We start from the raw sequence: 17,688 nt of genomic DNA, 5'->3' as shown, positions 1-17,688 counted from the left end.
TTCGAGACCAATCTTGGGTGGTGAGTTGTGCGGAGTTGGTCTTACCGGCTAACACGAACCCGGCGCTTCCGTAGAAGCCCCCACACAACCCACCATAATTTTGATGTGACTGTGCTATGCGCATAAAAAAACCACGTCAGGCGTGGTATGCGCCGTGTTAGATATCCGGGAGACCAATCCCGGCAACCGATTTTGCGGCTGCACGGGGAATATAGCCCCGGATATCTGAAATAGTCAAGAGAAAGGAATTTTGAAGGCGAGGCGCTGAGCGAGGTGATTGTGATCGGGACCGTCGTGCTGACGATTACGCAGCATCATGATTTCAACGGGCCGGCGATTTGATGGGCGGGGCTAGCTCCCCGCTTTAATCGTTACCTTTCCGTCAATCCAGTCATTCTTTGCCGACGAGAAAGAGCCGTGAAATTTGTTTTTTGCCTCCACTGCTACCAACTCCGCTAATTCAATGTCATTGTAGCTTCCAAGGTGCAACGTAACCCCATCGACCATTATCCTGACTCTCCATTTACTGCCTATGCGGCCAACGCCAGTGACTCCACTGGTGTTATCACTCCTCATCCCTGCATTTCTGCAATTTTCTGCATTGGTGGCCAGTCGAAGATTGCTTATGCGATTATCACGTCTGTTTCTATTAATGTGATCAATGCATGATAATGGGTACACCCCGTATGTATAAAGCCATGCAAGCCGGTGAAGAAGATAATAGTTACCGTCTACTTTTAATTTAAAATATCCACTACTATCAACGGATACTATTTTCTTCCCTGCGGCGGCGCAACCTTTGCTTTCCCTCCAAAAGAAATCACCGGATTCAGGGTTATATGTCAAAACTTCCTTGAGACGCTTTTGTGTGATAATTCGTTCTTGCATGAAAACCCCTTACAAAATTAAGAAAACTTCCCATCCAAAAAATCAGCCCACCACTGCATCATCTCGCGCCGCTTATCAAGATACTGCGCGTGGTTGTAGATTCCGCGCACAGATCCGCTGTTGGCGTGCGCAAGCTGCTTCTCAATGGCATCAGCAGGCCACTCATGCTCGTTCATGATTGTGCTGAACTGGTGGCGGAACCCATGCCCGCTCGCAAGCCCCTCATATCCTATCTGCCTGATGACAAGAAGAACGGCGTTTTCGCTAATGGACTTCTTTTTGTCATTCCTTCCGGCAAACACAAAATCTGATATTGGTCCCGTTATGGGCTTTAACCCCTCAAGCAAATCCACGACCTGTTGTGACATCGGAACGATGTGAATTCGCCGACCCTTCATCACCTTTTCGGAGATGGTGATAGTCCTGGTTTCAAAGTCGATGTCCTTCCATAGCATGGAGCGCAGTTCGATAGTTCGGAGCGCCGTGTACTGAAGAACCTGCGTTGCCACCTTTGAAACGATGCTCCCGGAGAAGCCAGCCAGCGCTTTATTAAACGCAGGTATCTGGTCGGCGGGAAGGAAAGGGTAGTTCTTTTTCCGATATCCCTTCATTGCGTCAGCCAGGTCAGGCGCCGGGTTATATTTGGCTCGCCCGGTAATTATCGCGTACCGGAATACTTCCCCGCACCTGCGCCGGGCTTTATTTGCGCGCTCCATGGCACCGCGAGATTCAAACAGGCGAATGACTTCCAAAATCTTCATTGGCTCGATGTCGTTAATATCCATGGCGCCGATCATTGGAAGGATGTCATCACGGAACATACGGGACAGCTCGTCGCCATACCCGGCAGACCACACCTGTTTTTTGTGGTCGTACCATTCGGCGTATATTGCCCCGAAGGTGTTATCAGCTACCGCCTGCTTCTTTGCCTTCACCGGATCCACACCATCAGACACTTCCTTTCTGGCGCTCCATGCTTTATCCCTCGCTTCCTGCAAAGACATCAGTGGGTATTTCCCCACCGTTAAAACCTTTTCCTTCCCGTCAATTTTATAACGCATCTGCCATACCTTCCTGCCGGAGACGGGCACGTACAGATAGAGACCGTTGCTGTCCAGTAGTCGGTATGGCCTTTCCTTTGGCTTTGCTGCTTCTATCTGCTTCACGGTCAGCATGGGTAAAATTCCGGTGGGTAAATTTATTTACTCGTTTTTTACCCGCTTAAGAGTGCGGCTGTCAACGAACCATCGCGAACTATGGCGAACTGGTAATTTAAGTGAGTGCTGAGTTTAAAGGGATTTAGCGGACTACTGCGGAGGGTGGCGAACTGGTAAATGGTGTCCCCTGCAGGAATCGAACCTGCAACTAGCCCTTAGGAGGGGCTCGTTATATCCATTTAACTAAGGGGACCGCGGCGCGCAGTATAGCGCAATTATCGCCGCGGATTAACCAGTTACCTGACTGACTGCGCGTTTAACCATCAATCCGCGCAATCCTTCTTCTCTTTATGCTGCTTACGCTTCGCCTCGGCCTGCGCTTTAGCTTTGGCCTCGGTGCTCATATCGTTGCGGATCTGCGCGTGGCTGATCAGGGCAAAGATAAAGGTGCCGCCGATGATATTACCCGCCAGCGTCGGCAGGGCAAAGGGCCAGATAAACTGCTGCCACGGGATCTCACCGTTAAACACCAGATAGAAGATCTCAACCGAACCGACCACGATATGCGCCAGGTCGCCGAGCGCTACCAGCCAGGTCATCAGGATAATAATCCAGATTTTCGCGCCGCCAGCGGAAGGGAACATCCATACCATAGTGGCGATAATCCAGCCGGATACCACCGCATTGGCAAACATCTCTCCCGGCGTATTCTCCATCACTTTCTGACTGATGCTGACAAAGGCGCTGCGCACCGTATCGTCAAAAATGGGCATATGGGTAAAGGCCAGCGCCGCCAGCGCGGTACCCACCAGGTTCCCGACCAGGACCAGCCCCCAAAGGCGCAGCAGCAGCAGCAGGTTACTGCCGCTAGGTTTATGCATTATCGGCAGCACGGCCGTCACGGTGTTTTCAGTAAACAGCTGCTGGCGCGCCATAATGACGATAATAAAGCCGAAGGTGTAGCCGAGGTTTTCCAGCAGAAACCCCCCGGGGACGTCATGCAGATTGGCCTGAAAGATCCCTTTTGCCATCAGCGATGCGCCCATCGACAGCCCGGCCGCGATGGCGGAAAACAGCAGCGCCAGCCCATCACGCTCTAACTCCTTTTCACCTTCCTGGCGGATCTGTTCATGGACCGCAGCAGCGCGTGAGGGCAACGCCTCCTCATCCACCTCGATCTCTTCGCCCTGTTCGCTCTCTTCGCTCTCAACCTGATTTTCAGTCTCTTTTTGTGTGTTATCCATTTTTCCCCCCCAGTAATAAAGTGTCCTGATAAGCGTAGCGGGTATTGTCGCTAAAAAGTGAAATGTAAGTAGATTTTATAAGAAGAGTAACAAAGCTTTAACCGCAGCGATGTTTTCAGCTGTTTTTGTGCGCTTTAGGGCGTACAGAGCCGCAAAACCGCGCCGGGCGCGACCTGCCGCGTTTCAGCGAACGTAAAGCCTGTGGTACTATTCGCCATCAAATTTAACAAAGTGTGATCTTCCTCCCATGCTGGCAGCCAGAAATCTGACATGTGTTCGCGACGAAAGGGCGCTGTTTCGCAATCTCAGCTTTACCGTTGCGGCGGGTGAAATTGTGCAGGTTGAAGGGGCGAATGGGGCAGGGAAAACCTCACTGCTGCGAATTCTTGCCGGCCTCAGCCGGGCGGAGCAGGGAGAGATCCTCTGGCAGCAGGAAAGCATCCAGCGCCAGCGCGAAAGCTATCATGCCAGCCTGCTCTACCTCGGCCATCAGCCGGGGGTGAAGGCGGTGCTGACGCCGTTTGAAAATCTCAGTTTCTGGCATGCCGAACGTACGGCGGATGAGCTGTTTCAGGCGCTTGAGCAGGTTGACCTCACCGGTTATGAAGATGTGCCCGTCGCAGCCCTTTCCGCCGGGCAGCAGCGGCGCGTGGCGCTGGCGCGGCTGTGGCTGAGCCAGGCCGCACTGTGGATCCTCGATGAGCCGCTGACGGCAATCGATAAATCCGGCGTGGAGAAACTGATGGCGCTGTTTGTGCAGCACGCAGAGCAGGGCGGGGCAGTGATCCTCACAACCCATCAGGATCTGCCAGGGGCCGCTCAGCGCGTCAGCCGTATTCGTCTCACTTGCGCAGGGGAGCCGTGATGTTCTGGCGCGTACTCAAGCGTGAACTGCGCATTGCCTTTCGCAGCGGCGCGGAGATTATTAATCCGCTGTGGTTTTTCCTGATTGTGATTACCCTGTTTCCACTCGGCATCGGCCCGGAGCCGCAGCTGCTGGCGCGAATTGCCCCCGGGATTGTCTGGGTTGCGGCGCTGCTCTCCTCGCTACTGGCGCTGGAAAGACTGTTTCGCGATGATTTTCTCGATGGTTCGCTGGAGCAGCTGCTGCTGCTGCCCGCACCGCTGCCGATAACGGTTTTGGGCAAGGTAGCGGCGCACTGGATCGTCACCGGCCTGCCGCTGCTGCTGCTGTCGCCGCTGGTGGCGCTGCTGCTGTCGCTGGATTTTGCCAGCTGGCGCGCGGTAGCTCTGACCCTGCTGCTGGGGACACCCACCCTGAGCTTCCTCGGTGCCATTGGCGTCGGGCTGACGGTCGGGCTGCGGCGCGGTGGCGTATTGCTGAGTTTACTGGTGCTGCCGCTGGCGGTACCGGTGCTGATTTTTGCCAGTGCGGCGATTGATGCTGCCGGGATGGGCTTGCCGATTGATGGTTACCTGGCCATTCTCGGCGCGCTGCTGGTGGGGAGCGCCACGCTGGCGCCGTTTGCCACCGCAGTAGCTTTACGGGTAAGCGTGCACTAAACGGCTAACAGAGACCGGTGCGCGCGGCAGTTCCGATGCAGATACCAGAACGATTTCTTTTATTGTGAGCAAAATAATAATGTGGAAATGGATACATCAACTGGGCCAGCCCGAGCGGCTGTACCCGTTATGCGGCCGTTTTGTGCCGTGGTTTGCCATTCCCGGCATCGCGGCGCTGCTGCTGGGCTGGGCATGGGGATTCGGTTTTGCCCCATCAGATTATCAACAGGGTAACAGCTATCGCATCATCTATATCCACGTGCCTGCCGCGATGTGGTCAATGGGCATCTATGCCTCAATGGCGATTACGGCCTTTGTCGGGCTGGTGTGGCAGTGGAAAACCGCCGATCTTGCCGCCGCCGCAATGGCTCCGGTGGGGGCGGTATTTACCTTTATTGCTCTGGTGACGGGTTCCGCATGGGGTAAGCCGATGTGGGGGACCTGGTGGATCTGGGATGCACGCCTGACCTCGGAGCTGGTACTGCTGTTCCTTTATATGGGCACTATCGCGCTCTATCACGCCTTTGACGACCGCCGCATGGCGGGCCGCGCGGCCAGTATCCTGATCCTCGTTGGGGTGGTTAACCTGCCCATTATTCACTACTCGGTGCAGTGGTGGAACACGCTGCACCAGGGGTCAAGCGGGGTGTTGCAGCAGGCGATAGACCCGAGTATGCGCACGCCGCTGCGCTGGTCAATCCTCGGTTATCTGCTGATATTCGTCACCCTGACGCTGATGCGCCTGCGCAATCTGCTGCTGCTGAGCGAGCGCCACCGCCCGTGGGTGGCTGCCGTGGCGGCAAAAGGGGGGCGTAAATCATGACGCCGGCATTCTCTACATGGCACGACTTCTTTGCCATGGGTGGCTACGCCTTCTATGTCTGGCTGGCCGTAATCTGTACGCTGGTTGCCCTTGGCGGCCTGGTACTGCATACCGTTTTACAACGTCGTCGGCTGCTGGCGGATATTCGTCAGCGCCAGGCGCGTGAACAGCGCATTCGTGCGGCAAAAGTGAAAAAAAACGCCGGTGAAGCGGCAGGAGAGCCATCGTGAATCCCCGTCGTAAAAATCGCCTGATGCTGGTGATGGTGGTGCTCGTCGGGCTGGGGCTGGCAACGGCTTTAGTGATGTACGCACTGCGTTCTAATATCGATCTGTTCTACACCCCTGGTGAAGTGGTGTATGGCAAAGGTGAAACCCACGTTAAGCCGGAGCCGGGGCAGCGGCTGCGTATTGGCGGCATGGTGATGCCGGGCAGCGTTAAGCGCGACCCGGATACGCTGAAAGTCGCCTTCCAGCTGTATGACAACAGCGCGGTGATTAACGTCAGCTACGAAGGTATTCTGCCTGACCTGTTCCGCGAAGGGCAGGGCGTAGTGGCGCAGGGCGTACTGCAGGACGGTACGCACGTTATCGCCAAAGAAGTGTTGGCCAAGCACGATGAAAAATACACGCCACCGGAAATCAGTGACGCGATGAAGAAGAATCACACCCATCCTGCCGCTAACGACAATAACGGAGGCCAGTCATGATCCCCGAAATCGGCAGCTTCCTGCTGTGCCTGGCGCTGGCGCTCTCCCTGCTGCTCAGCGTCTACCCGCTGTGGGGCGCGGCGCGCCACGATCGTCGGCTGATGGGGCTGGCCCGTCCGCTCTCCTACGGGCTGTTTGCCTGTATCGCGGCAGCGTTTATTATCCTCGTTCACGCCTTTGTGGTGAATGATTTCAGCGTGGCGTATGTGGCCACCAACTCCAATACGCTGCTGCCGGTTTACTACCGGGTGGCTGCCACCTGGGGCGCGCATGAGGGATCGCTGCTGCTGTGGGTGCTGCTGCTGAGCACCTGGACGCTGGCGGTGGCGCTGTTCAGCCGCGCGATGCCGCTGGAGGCGATTGCCCGCGTGCTGGCGGTGATGGGGATGATCAACCTCGGCTTCCTGCTGTTTATCACGCTAACCTCGAATCCGTTTACCCGCACGCTGCCGGACTTCCCTATCGACGGCAGCGACCTGAACCCGATGCTGCAGGATATTGGGCTGATCTTCCACCCGCCGCTGCTGTATATGGGCTATGTCGGCTTCTCGGTGGCGTTCGCTTTTGCGATTGCCTCGCTGATGGCCGGACGGCTGGATACCGCCTGGGCGCGCTGGTCGCGTCCGTGGACCACGGCGGCCTGGGTGTTCCTCACCATCGGCATCGTGCTCGGTTCCGCCTGGGCTTATTACGAGCTTGGCTGGGGCGGCTGGTGGTTCTGGGATCCGGTCGAGAATGCCTCGTTTATGCCGTGGCTGGCCGGAACGGCGCTGATCCACTCGCTGGCGGTTACCGAGAAGCGCGGCACCTTTAAGGCCTGGACCGTGCTGCTGGCGATCGCTGCCTTCTCCCTCAGCCTGCTGGGCACTTTCCTGGTGCGCTCCGGGGTGCTGGTGTCGGTGCACTCGTTTGCCTCCGATCCGGCGCGCGGCATGTTTATCCTCGCTTTCCTGATTATTGTTATCGGCGGTTCGCTGCTGCTGTACGCCATCAAGGGCAGCAAGGTGCGCAGCCGGGTGCAGAACGAGGTGTGGTCGCGGGAATCCTTCCTGCTCGGCAACAACGTGCTGCTGATTGCCGCGATGCTGGTGGTGCTGCTCGGTACGCTGCTGCCGCTGGTGCATAAACAGCTGGGGCTGGGCACCATCTCCATCGGCGAGCCGTTCTTTAATACGCTGTTTACCTGGCTGATGGCTCCGCTGGCGCTGATGCTCGGCATCGGTCCGCTGGTGCGCTGGCGTCGCGATGAGCCGCAGAAGCTGTGGAAGCGGCTGGCGATTGCCGTGGTTGCTACCCTGCTGCTGTCGATACTGCTGCCGTGGCTGATGCAGGACCGCATTGAAGCGATGACGGTTGTGGGGCTGATGATGGCGATCTGGGTGATTATCCTGACGCTGCTGGAGCTGCACGAGCGCGCCACTCACCGCCACAGCTTCCTGCGCGGGCTGCGCCATCTGTCGCGCAGCCACTGGGGCATGGTGCTGGGCCACCTCGGCGTGGCGGTAACGGTGATCGGCATCGCCTTCAGCCAGAACTACAGCGTGGAGCGCGATGTGCGTATGAAGGCGGGTGACAGCGTGGATATCCACAACTATCACTTCACCTTCCGCGACGTGCAAAGCCTGCAGGGACCGAACTACTCCGGCGGCGTGGGCATTATCGACGTGACGCGCAACGGTAAACATGAGGCCACGCTGCACGCGGAAAAACGTTACTACAGCGTGGCGCGCACCATGATGACCGAAGCGGCGATCGACGGCGGCTTTACGCGCGATCTCTATGCGGCGCTGGGCGAAGAGCTGGGCGGTAATTCGTGGGCGGTACGCATCTATTACAAACCTTTTGTGCGCTGGATCTGGTTTGGCGGCGTGTTTATGGCGGTGGGCGGCATTTTCTGCCTGCTCGACCCGCGCTATCGCGCCAGTAAGAAAGCGCAGAAGGAGCTGGCATGAGCAAGAAAATCCTTTATATCCCGCTGATCCTGTTTCTGCTGCTGGCGGCGGCGCTGCTGTGGCAGCTGACCCGTAACGCCAACGGCGATGATCCGACGCGGCTGGAGTCGGCGCTGGTCGGCAAGCCGGTGCCGGTATTTAAGCTGGAATCACTCGACCAGCCGGGCAAAACCTTTGACCAGTCAGTGCTGACCGACGGTAAACCGCTGCTGCTGAACGTCTGGGCTACCTGGTGCCCAACCTGCCGCGCGGAGCATCAGTACCTCAACACGCTGGCGACCAAAGGCGTGCGCGTGGTGGGCCTGAACTATAAAGACGACCGCCAGAAAGCGATTAACTGGCTCAATACGCTGGGTAACCCGTATGCGTTGAGCCTGTATGACGGCGACGGGATGCTGGGGCTGGATCTGGGCGTGTACGGCGCGCCTGAAACCTTCCTGATCGACGGTCACGGGATTATCCGCTATCGCCACGCGGGCGATCTCAACGAGCGCGTGTGGAATGACGAAGTCAAACCGCTGTGGCAGAAATATAGCCAGGAGAGCGGTTCGTGAAATCTATTCTGATCCTTATGGCGTCACTGCTGTTTAGCAGCCTGGCGCTGGCCGATAATATCGATACTTATCAGTTTGATTCAGTCACCCAGGAGCAGCAGTACCGCCATCTGACCGAATCGCTGCGCTGCCCGAAATGCCAGAACAACAGCATTGCCGACTCAAACGCGATGATCGCCGGGGATATGCGCCTCAAGGTGTATCAGCTGCTGCGCGCAGGGCAGACGCCGGAACAGGTGAAGGCGTATATGGTGGCGCGCTACGGTAATTTTGTCTCTTATCAGCCGCCGCTGACTGCCTCCACCCTGATCCTGTGGGCTGGCCCGGCGCTGTTTGTGATAATTGGCGCGCTGGTGATTATTTTGCGCAGCCGCAAACGCACGCCGCATGTCGAGCTGGATGCCGCCGAGCAGCAGCGGCTGGATGCGTTGTTAAATAACAGGAAGCAACCATGAGCGCACTTTTGCTAACCCTTCTGGCGCTGCTGATCGCCGCCTGCCTGCTGTTTGTTCTGGCCTGGCGCAGAAATAGCGGCAGCGTGAGTGACCGCGATACGCTGAACCAGACTTTTTATCATCAGCGCCTGCGCGAGCTGGAAGAAGATGAAGCGCAGGGCGTGGTGGCCGAGCGACCGGAGATGGTGCGCGAACTGCAGCAAACGCTGCTGCTGGACGTGCCGCCGCACTCCGCCCAAGCTGAACGTCAGGTCAGCCGCTGGGTGCTGCTGCCGGGCGTGCTGCTGCTGCTTGCCGTCAGCATCGGTTTCTATCTGAAAACCGGTGGCCTGTCGCAGGTGCTGGCGTGGCAGCAGGTGAACAACGAACTGCCCGCGCTGCGTGCCCAGGTGATGGACCCGCAGGCCCGCCCGCTGAGCATGGAACAGCTGGCGCGCCTGGCATTAGGCATTCGCAGCGAGCTACAGCGCGACCCGACAAATCTCAACGACTGGATGATGCTCGGCCGGCTGGGCATGGTGCTGAACAACGCCAGCACGGCCAGCCAGGCGTTTCGTCATGCATTACAGCTGGCGCCAACCGATGAGCAAGTGCGCCTGAGCTATGCTGAAGTGTTGACCCGTTCTGAAGATCCGCAGGACAACAGCCAGGCAACGGCAATGCTGGAAGAGATGGCGCGTCATGACGGCAGCGATTTGCGGGTGCTGGGCTTATTGGCATTTAATGCTTTTGGTCAGCAGCGCTATGCGGAGGCGATTAGCGCCTGGCAAAAGATGTTACAGTTGTTACCGGCTGACGATCGGCGCGTGCTGATGATCCAGCGCAGCATCGAGCAGGCCAAAAGCGCATCCGGTAAGCAAAATAGCCAGCTGGCACTAACGGTCGCTCTGTCGCCTGCGGCAGAAAAAATGTTACCAGAGGGCGGAGTGTTGTATATTTCCGTGTCAGACGGGAACTCACCGGTCCCCGTGGCGGTGAAAAAGTTACCGCTGAGCCATTTTCCTTTATCGCTCACTCTGGATGACAGCAATGCCATGATGCCGCAGCGTCTGTTATCCGCGCAGCACCAGTTACAGGTCCGCGTGCGTATTTCACGTGATGGCAGCGCCAATCCGCAGCCGGGAGACTGGTTCGGGCTGAGTGCGGTCACCCCGTTTGCCGGGCAGCAGCAGATGGCTGTTGAAATTAACCGGCAAATGTCATCCGCTGGGCGATAATTTATAAAACAGTACAGGGAGAAAACTATGAACTATCGCCTGACGGGCTTAGTGCTGGCGAGCGTACTGATGGTGGGTTGCGCTAGCTCTAAACCGGGGGATGAACCACAGGGTCGTTCCGATCCGCTGGAGGGTTTCAACCGTTCAATGTTCAATTTTAACTACAACGTGTTGGATCCTTATGTCGTGCGTCCCGTCGCGGTGGCCTGGCGTGATTATGTGCCGGTGCCTGCGCGCACCGGCCTGGGGAACTTCCTCAGCAACCTCGATGAGCCTGCCACCATGGTGAACTACTTCGTGGAAGGGAATCCGTACAAGGCGATGGTGCATTTTAACCGCTTCTTCCTGAACACCCTGCTGGGCATGGGCGGCTTTATCGATGTTGCCTCCATGGCTAACCCGAAACTGGCAAAAGAAGAGACGCGCGCCTTCGGCAGCACGCTCGGCCATTACGGTGTGGGTTACGGAACTTATGTGGAGCTGCCGGGCTACGGTGGCTTTACGCCGCGTGAAGATATTGGCGGGCTGGTCGACGATGTGTACCCACCGCTCAGCTGGCTGACCTGGTGGATGTCGATTGGTAAATGGACGCTGGAAGGGATTGAAACCCGTGCCCAGCTGCTGGATTCCGACGCTATCCTGAAAAACTCGAAAGATCCTTACGCCTTCGTGCGTGCGGCCTATTTCCAGCATCATGATTTCCTTGCCAGCGACGGCAAGCTGATCCCGCAGGAAAACCCGAACGCGACGGCGATTGAGGGCGATCTGAATTCTATCGACTCCCAGTAAATACCCGATTAGCTTCAGGCAATAAAAAACCCCACTGATGTGGGGTTTTTTGTACTTAGAGCCTGCCGGGCAATCAGAACTTGTAGTTAAAGCTCGCGCCATACAGCCACGCTTTACCTTCAGAATTAAAGGTATAAGGGGTTGCTACGCCGCCATTTCGCGCGGTGGCAACCGGGTCGGTACCCTCTTTAATCGTTACGCTCTGGCCGTGCATGTAGGAGACGCCGACATCGACTGAAGCATTATCGTTAAACGCGTAGGACGCGCCGGCGCTCAGCCACAGGCGATCCTGATCGGGAATCGAGATTGAGCGTTTGTCAGAAGGGACCGGGCTGTCATCAAAGGCGATACCGGTACGGAAGGTCCAGTTTTTATCGTAAAAGTAGCTGGTACCCAGCGCGATGCGGTAGGCATCGTGGTAGCTCTCGTCCTTCAGGAACAGATCATTGCCGTTGCTGTCAGTGGCGCGCAGTTCCTGGAACTGGCTCCAGCTGGTGTAGGCCAGGCTGTAGTGCACCGCCCACTGAGGCGCGACTTTGTGATAACCGGAAACTTCCCACATCTCTGGCAGATGCAGCGACAGCGACCCCGGAATTGTCTGGCCGCTGGTGCCGGTTGGCAGGCCGAACTGACCGCCAATCGGGTTATAAGCTACCGGGATATCGCTGCGATAATCGCCGTCGAAGTCGATTTTAACTTCAGAACGGTAGGTCAGGCCGAAGCGGTTGTTGTCATCCACTTCATACAGGATACCGGCGTTCCAGCCGTAACCCCATTCGTCACCTTTCAGATGGGCAATCTGCGTATCGGCCGGTGCAGCAGGTAATCCTGCGGCAGGCAGTAGGGCACCAAGCTCACCGATATTACGTTCGATTTTGGCACGGGCGTAGACAGCATCAAAACCTACGCCAAAGCTGAAGTGCTGATTAAGACGATAGGCGGTGCTTAAATTCAGGTTCATGGTCATTAAATCGGTTTTACCCGCAAACGGACCGCCGGCATAACCATCATTAAATTCTGTTGCCAGACCGTAATTAGAGGTGGCGCTGGCGCCAACCCACCACTGGTCGTTTATTGGCTGAACGTAGTGAATATTAGGAACCCACTGCGTTGGCGCAATATTATCGGCGTTCAGGCTGTTGCCGGAACCGGATTCACCGCTAATATTCACGTCCGGGTCGATAAATACCCCGCCGATGGAAAACATCGGGCGGTCCATCAGTGCCATGGTTGCCGGGTTACGACTGGCGGACGCGGCGGTATCACCCATCGCGCCTTCACCAGAATAGGCACGACCCAGGCCAATCGTAGAAAATTCGTTTAGCTGAAAGCCGGCTGCGACGACATTCGAAGAAACAAGCGCCACTGCTGCTGCGAGTGCAGACTTAGCAAACAGGTTTTTATGGTTCATGACCACAACCTCATTATCGGATTTTTATTAAACTCTGTTACTTAGCGTAACAAGGGATCGCGAATTCTAGGGACTGACAGACAACCAACAAATCAGACCAGTGGCGCAAGTATAGGTCTGACCTGTATATGTGTTGCAATAATGTTTTTTAAATATTGCGGAAATGATGCTGGAAAAGAGATCTGGCTAACAAAAAACTTACACTTGATATTTGCTGGTCTTAGTCTGACTTGTTTTGGATCAAATAATAGTGTGATTTTCGTCACTTAACACGCTGTTTTTGCCCGATGGCTGGAGCTGAAAACCGGGCAAGCGTAGACTGACGCCAGTCTAAATAATCTGCCGCCGCATCTGGGTGGCATGCCGGAGGATGTATGAGCGATGCCATTAACCGCTGTAGTGCCAGTGAAACGGCGGCCTGTTGCTGTGTGGATGTGGGCACGATAATGGATAATACCGACTGTACTGCCACATTCAGCCAGCTATTTAGCACCCATGCTGAAGCCCAGGCGATGCTGCAGTCGCTGAGTGAAAAAGCGCGGGCGGTGGAATCTGAACCCTGCACTATTGACAGTCGCATCAGCGAAACGCCACAGGGCGTACAGCTGGACTGTGATTTTACCTTCAGCTGCCAGGCTGAAACGATGATCTTCCAGCTCGCTCTGCGTTAATCTCCGTGGCGGAGGAGCTCTCCTTCGCCAGATTCGTGTTTCCACTCGCATTTTTCTCTTCCCGTCGTAGCGCCCGCATCAATTCTGATTACACTTATCAGGTCCGACCTCTTTGGCAATGATGCCTTTATCGACACGACACAGGTGAGAATAATGAGCAAAGCATTACCTTTGCTGACCCGTCAGGGCGATCGTATCGCCATTACCCACGGTTTACGTACCCCCTTTGCCCGCCAGGCAACGGCTTTCCACGGTATTCCTGCGCTGGAGCTTGGCCGCATGGTGGTGAGTGAACTGATGGCGCGCAGCGAGCTGCCGGCTGACATCATTGAGCAGCTGGTCTTCGGCCAGGTGGTGCAGATGCCGGAAGCGCCAAATATTGCCCGTGAAATCGTGCTGGCCAGCGGACTCAACGTCAGCACGGATGCTTACAGCGTCAGCCGCGCCTGCGCCACCAGCTTTCAGGCGGTAGCCAACGTGGCGGAAAGCCTGCTGGCGGGGACGATTCAGGCAGGCATCGCCGGCGGGGCTGACTCCACTTCCGTGTTGCCGATTGGCGTCAGTAAAACCCTGGCGCGCACGCTGCTCGACCTCAGTAAAGCACGCAGCGTCGGGCAAAAGCTCAGGCTGCTTTCCCGCCTGCGCCCGCGTGATTTAATGCCGGTGCCGCCTGCGGTTGCGGAGTATTCAACCGGGCTGCGCATGGGCGATACTGCCGAACAGATGGCGAAAAGCCACGGCATCACGCGTGAACAGCAGGATGCGCTGGCGCACCGTTCTCATCAGCACGCCGCGCGTGCCTGGCAGCAGGGGCTACTGAGCGCAGAAGTGATGACGGCGTTTGCGCCACCGTGGAAGCAGCCGCTGGAGCAGGACAACAACGTGCGCAGCGACGCTAAGCCGGAAGATTATGCGCGCCTGCGCCCGGCCTTTGACCGCCAGCACGGGACGGTGACGGCCGCCAACAGTACGCCGCTGACCGACGGTGCGGCGGCGGTGATCCTGATGACGGAATCGCGCGCGCGCGAGCTGGGCATAACCCCGCTCGGCTATCTGCGCAGCTATGCCTTCACGGCGATTGGCGTGCGCGAAGATATGCTGTTAGGGCCATCTTATGCTTCACCGCTGGCGCTGGATCGTGCCGGAATTACCCTTGCCGACCTCAGCCTGATCGATATGCATGAAGCCTTCGCCGCCCAGACCCTGGCTAATCTGAAAATGTTTGCCGATGAGCGTTTTGCCCGTGAGGTGCTGAACCGTCCGCACGCGCTGGGGGAAGTCAATCAGGAACAGTTTAACGTGCTAGGTGGCTCCATCGCTTATGGCCACCCGTTTGCCGCCACCGGGGCGCGTATGATTACCCAGACGCTTAACGAGCTGCGGCGGCGCGGCGGCGGCTTAGGGTTAGTCACCGCCTGCGCGGCAGGTGGCCTCGGTGCAGCCATGGTTCTGGAGGCGGAATAATGGAACAGACAAGCGCATTTACGCTGACGATGCGCCTGGATAACGTGGCGGTGATTACCCTCGACGTACCGGGCGAGAAAATGAATACCCTGAAAGCGGAGTTTGCTGCGCAGATCCGTACGGCAATCCGCAATGCGCGCGCCAATCCCCGGCTGGCTGGCATCGTACTGATTTCCGGCAAGCCCGATTCCTTTATTGCCGGGGCAGATATCAGCATGATCGCCGCCTGTGAAAATGCTCAGCAGGCGCAGTCGCTGGCCGAGCAGGGGCAGAACGTGATGGCCGAGATTGAAGCGCTGCCGGTTACGGTGGTGGCAGCTATCCACGGTGCCTGCCTGGGTGGTGGTCTGGAGCTGGCGCTGGCCTGCCACCGCCGGGTTTGCACGCTCGACGACAAAACCCGCCTTGGCCTGCCGGAAGTGCAGCTGGGGCTGCTGCCCGGCTCCGGCGGCACCCAGCGCCTGCCGCGCCTGATTGGCGCCTCGACCGCGTTGGATATGATACTTACCGGCAGAACGCTACGCCCCCGCGCCGCGCGCAAATGTGGGCTGGTGGATGATGCCGTCGCCCACAGTATCCTGCTGGATACCGCCGTTAAGCTGGCGCTGCAACCGCGTACCGCCCGTCAGCGTCTTCCGCTGCGCGAACGGCTGTTAGCCGGCCCGGCGGGGCGTGCCATCCTGTTCCGTCTGGCCCAGCGCCAGACGCAGGCGAAAACTCACGGCAACTATCCGGCGGCGGATAAAATCCTTAGCGTGGTGCGCTGCGGGCTGGAGAAGGGCAGCAGTAGCGGTTATGCCGCCGAAGCCCGCGCCTTTGGCGAGCTGGCAATGACGCCGCAGTCTGCCGCACTGCGCAGCCTGTTCTTTGCCACCACCGCAATGAAAAAAGAGCGGGGCGCACAGGCGCAGCCGCGCGCATTGCGCAGCATTGGCGTGCTCGGCGGGGGGCTGATGGGCGGGGGCATTGCCTGTGTGACCGCCACGCGTGCCGGATTACCGGTGCGCATCAAGGATGTCAGCCCGCAGGGTATCAATCACGCGCTGAAAACCAGTTGGGATCTGTTAAGTAAAGGCGTTAAAAGACGCCGGATAAGCGCGGCCGAACGCCAGCAGCAGATGGCACTGATCAGCGGTAGCACGGATTACCAGGGGTTCAGCCAGCGCGATATGGTGATCGAAGCGGTGTTTGAAGATCTGGCCTTGAAGCAGAAAATGGTGGCGGAGATTGAACAGCACTGCGGCGCAGAAACGCTGTTTGCATCCAATACCTCTTCGCTGCCGATTGCCGAAATCGCTGCCGGCGCGCAGCGCCCGCATAACGTTATTGGTCTGCACTACTTCAGCCCGCCGGAAAAAATGCCGCTGGTTGAGGTGATCCCTCATGCGGGAACCGCAGCAGAGACGGTGGCGACGGCAGTCTCTCTGGCAAGAAAGCAGGGTAAAACCCCCATTGTGGTGGCGGATAGCGCTGGCTTCTACGTTAACCGCATTCTGGCGCCCTATATGATCGAGGCGATGCACTGCCTGCTGGAGGGCGAACCGATCGAATCTGTTGATGCGGCGCTGGTTAAATTTGGCTTCCCGGTCGGTCCGGTGCAACTGCTGGACGAGGTCGGTATTGATGTTGGCACCCATATTATGCCGATCCTCGAACAGGCCTGGGGAGAACGTTTCGCCTTGCCGCCAGCGCTGGGTGCGGTGCTGAATGACGACCGCAAAGGGCGCAAAAACGGGCGCGGCTTTTATCTCTATCCGCAGAAAGGACGAAAAAAACAGGTGGACAGTGCCATTTACCGGCTGCTGAACATCACGCCAAAACACCACCTTGACGCACAGAATATCTCGCAGCGCTGTGTGATGATGATGCTGAATGAAGCGGCGCGCACCCTGGAAGAGCAGGTGATTGCCAGCGCGCGCGACGGTGATATCGGCGCGGTATTTGGCATTGGTTTCCCACCTTTCCTCGGGGGGCCGTTCCGCTATATGGACCAGCTGGGCATTGCTGAAGTGGTTAACAGTTTAGAGTTGTTAATGCAGCGTCACGGCGCGCGTTTTGCTCCCTGCGCGCTGCTGAAAAAAATGTTGGAACAGCAGCAAACGTTCTATAAACCGGACGTAAATCTGAATAGTTTTCGTGATTCAGCGGGTTAGTCTGGTCACGGGGTGAGTTACTTATGGCGGGTGCCCACCAGGGCGCTCAATAAGTAAACAATCGGTTGACTATACTCAAGGCATTGGGGTACAACACAGCGTTCATTCTCTGAATGAAGAGTCGGTTGGCGTTGTCCCCCGGCGTTTTTGTTTAACAACAGCGGTGCTATATGCAAGTTTTCATAATGCGTCACGGCGATGCGGCTTTAGATGCAGCAAGTGATTCAGTTCGACCTTTGACTCACTGCGGCTGTGATGAAACCCGTCAAATGGCGACCTGGCTTAGCGGTCAGTCGGTTGATATTGAACGGGTGTTGGTCAGTCCCTATCTGCGCGCCCAGCAGACTCTCAGCACGGTGCGTGAAGCGCTGCCTCTGCCGGAAGGTGAGGATGTGCTGCCAGAATTAACCCCGGGTGGCGACCCCGGGCTGGTGGCGTGCTACCTGCACGCGCTGGCGAATGAAGGCGTGAAGTCGGCGCTGGTGATTTCACACCTGCCGCTGGTGGGCTATCTGGTGGCAGAGCTGTGCCCGCAGGAAGCTCCGCCGATGTTCGCCACTTCCGCCATTGCCTGCATCGACTTCGATGCGGAAAATGTGCTGGGCAAGCTGGAGTGGCAGGTCTCTCCGGCGAAATTAGCCAAGGCGATGTAATCGCCTTGGGGGCCGGCCCCAAAA

The 17,688-nt window shown here is 57.4% G+C and carries 18 protein-coding genes and 1 tRNA gene; 14 read left to right on the top strand and 5 right to left on the bottom strand.

The features are described 5' to 3' along the window. Window positions 1-351 precede the first annotated feature (351 nt). The 4 genes from QLG07_RS12715 to QLG07_RS12700 form a co-directional block, all read right to left on the bottom strand. Window positions 352-888 (bottom strand): HNH endonuclease signature motif containing protein, encoded by a 537-nt coding sequence (locus QLG07_RS12715; protein ID WP_282469337.1) that lies wholly within the window; start codon window positions 886-888, stop codon window positions 352-354. A 17-nt stretch (window positions 889-905) separates the two neighbouring features. After that, on the bottom strand, window positions 906-2,063 hold the full coding sequence (locus tag QLG07_RS12710; protein ID WP_282469336.1) for a tyrosine-type recombinase/integrase: 1,158 nt from the start codon (window positions 2,061-2,063) through the stop codon (window positions 906-908). Window positions 2,064-2,223: 160 nt separating this feature from the next. Next, a tRNA-Arg gene (locus tag QLG07_RS12705) sits at window positions 2,224-2,298 on the bottom strand. Between the two features lie 70 nt (window positions 2,299-2,368). Next, window positions 2,369-3,289: a formate/nitrite transporter family protein gene (locus QLG07_RS12700; protein ID WP_282469335.1), complete on the bottom strand. Its 921-nt coding sequence runs from the start codon at window positions 3,287-3,289 to the stop codon at window positions 2,369-2,371. Between the two features lie 247 nt (window positions 3,290-3,536). Here QLG07_RS12700 and ccmA point away from each other — a divergent pair, with 247 nt between their 5' ends. The 10 genes from ccmA to mlaA all read left to right on the top strand — a co-directional run bounded on the left by ccmA (window position 3,537) and on the right by mlaA (window position 11,312). After that, complete coding sequence (gene ccmA / locus QLG07_RS12695; RefSeq protein WP_048915371.1) at window positions 3,537-4,154, top strand: cytochrome c biogenesis heme-transporting ATPase CcmA; 618 nt, start codon at window positions 3,537-3,539, stop codon at window positions 4,152-4,154. Next, entirely contained in the window at window positions 4,154-4,813 is a 660-nt protein-coding gene (ccmB, locus tag QLG07_RS12690; protein ID WP_282469334.1) for a heme exporter protein CcmB, read from the top strand. Before ccmA ends, ccmB begins: the two co-directional genes overlap by 1 nt. A 79-nt stretch (window positions 4,814-4,892) precedes the next feature. Further along, complete coding sequence (locus QLG07_RS12685; protein ID WP_187497734.1) at window positions 4,893-5,636, top strand: heme ABC transporter permease; 744 nt, start codon at window positions 4,893-4,895, stop codon at window positions 5,634-5,636. Further along, window positions 5,633-5,866 (top strand): heme exporter protein CcmD, encoded by a 234-nt coding sequence (gene ccmD, locus QLG07_RS12680; protein WP_187497735.1) that lies wholly within the window; start codon window positions 5,633-5,635, stop codon window positions 5,864-5,866. The genes QLG07_RS12685 and ccmD overlap by 4 nt, the downstream gene beginning before the upstream one ends. Next, window positions 5,863-6,345 (top strand): cytochrome c maturation protein CcmE, encoded by a 483-nt coding sequence (gene ccmE / locus QLG07_RS12675; RefSeq protein WP_282469333.1) that lies wholly within the window; start codon window positions 5,863-5,865, stop codon window positions 6,343-6,345. The genes ccmD and ccmE overlap by 4 nt, the downstream gene beginning before the upstream one ends. Then, on the top strand, window positions 6,342-8,297 hold the full coding sequence (locus QLG07_RS12670; RefSeq protein ID WP_048915376.1) for a heme lyase CcmF/NrfE family subunit: 1,956 nt from the start codon (window positions 6,342-6,344) through the stop codon (window positions 8,295-8,297). The genes ccmE and QLG07_RS12670 overlap by 4 nt, the downstream gene beginning before the upstream one ends. After that, window positions 8,294-8,851, top strand: coding sequence for a DsbE family thiol:disulfide interchange protein (locus QLG07_RS12665; protein WP_048915377.1), 558 nt, complete (start codon window positions 8,294-8,296; stop codon window positions 8,849-8,851). The genes QLG07_RS12670 and QLG07_RS12665 overlap by 4 nt, the downstream gene beginning before the upstream one ends. Further along, window positions 8,848-9,306 (top strand): cytochrome c-type biogenesis protein, encoded by a 459-nt coding sequence (locus QLG07_RS12660; protein ID WP_282469332.1) that lies wholly within the window; start codon window positions 8,848-8,850, stop codon window positions 9,304-9,306. The genes QLG07_RS12665 and QLG07_RS12660 overlap by 4 nt, the downstream gene beginning before the upstream one ends. Further along, window positions 9,303-10,523 carry a c-type cytochrome biogenesis protein CcmI gene (gene ccmI, locus QLG07_RS12655; protein ID WP_282469331.1) on the top strand — a complete coding sequence of 407 codons (1,221 nt, stop codon included), beginning with the start codon at window positions 9,303-9,305 and terminating at the stop codon, window positions 10,521-10,523. Before QLG07_RS12660 ends, ccmI begins: the two co-directional genes overlap by 4 nt. A gap of 27 nt (window positions 10,524-10,550) precedes the next feature. Further along, a complete protein-coding gene (gene mlaA, locus QLG07_RS12650) occupies window positions 10,551-11,312 on the top strand; it encodes a phospholipid-binding lipoprotein MlaA (protein WP_048915380.1) in 762 nt (253 codons plus the stop codon). A gap of 73 nt (window positions 11,313-11,385) precedes the next feature. On the opposite strand, the gene fadL is transcribed toward mlaA, so the two are convergent. After that, window positions 11,386-12,723, bottom strand: coding sequence for a long-chain fatty acid transporter FadL (gene fadL, locus QLG07_RS12645; protein WP_048915381.1), 1,338 nt, complete (start codon window positions 12,721-12,723; stop codon window positions 11,386-11,388). Window positions 12,724-13,097: 374 nt separating this feature from the next. Between fadL and QLG07_RS12640 the strand changes: the two genes are divergently transcribed. The 4 genes from QLG07_RS12640 to sixA all read left to right on the top strand — a co-directional run bounded on the left by QLG07_RS12640 (window position 13,098) and on the right by sixA (window position 17,664). Next, on the top strand, window positions 13,098-13,394 hold the full coding sequence (locus tag QLG07_RS12640; protein WP_099753350.1) for a YfcZ/YiiS family protein: 297 nt from the start codon (window positions 13,098-13,100) through the stop codon (window positions 13,392-13,394). Window positions 13,395-13,547: 153 nt separating this feature from the next. Next, on the top strand, window positions 13,548-14,858 hold the full coding sequence (gene fadI / locus QLG07_RS12635; protein ID WP_282469330.1) for an acetyl-CoA C-acyltransferase FadI: 1,311 nt from the start codon (window positions 13,548-13,550) through the stop codon (window positions 14,856-14,858). Beyond that, window positions 14,858-17,011, top strand: a complete 2,154-nt coding sequence (gene fadJ / locus QLG07_RS12630) for a fatty acid oxidation complex subunit alpha FadJ (RefSeq protein ID WP_282469329.1) — start codon at window positions 14,858-14,860, stop codon at window positions 17,009-17,011. The genes fadI and fadJ overlap by 1 nt, the downstream gene beginning before the upstream one ends. A 170-nt stretch (window positions 17,012-17,181) precedes the next feature. Then, complete coding sequence (sixA, locus tag QLG07_RS12625; protein ID WP_048915384.1) at window positions 17,182-17,664, top strand: phosphohistidine phosphatase SixA; 483 nt, start codon at window positions 17,182-17,184, stop codon at window positions 17,662-17,664. Window positions 17,665-17,688 lie beyond the last annotated feature (24 nt).

Source organism: Erwinia sp. V90_4, from assembly GCF_029967685.1.
GTDB classification, from domain to species: Bacteria; Pseudomonadota; Gammaproteobacteria; order Enterobacterales; family Enterobacteriaceae; genus Erwinia; species Erwinia aphidicola.
This window is presented reverse-complemented; position numbering and strand designations above follow the sequence as displayed.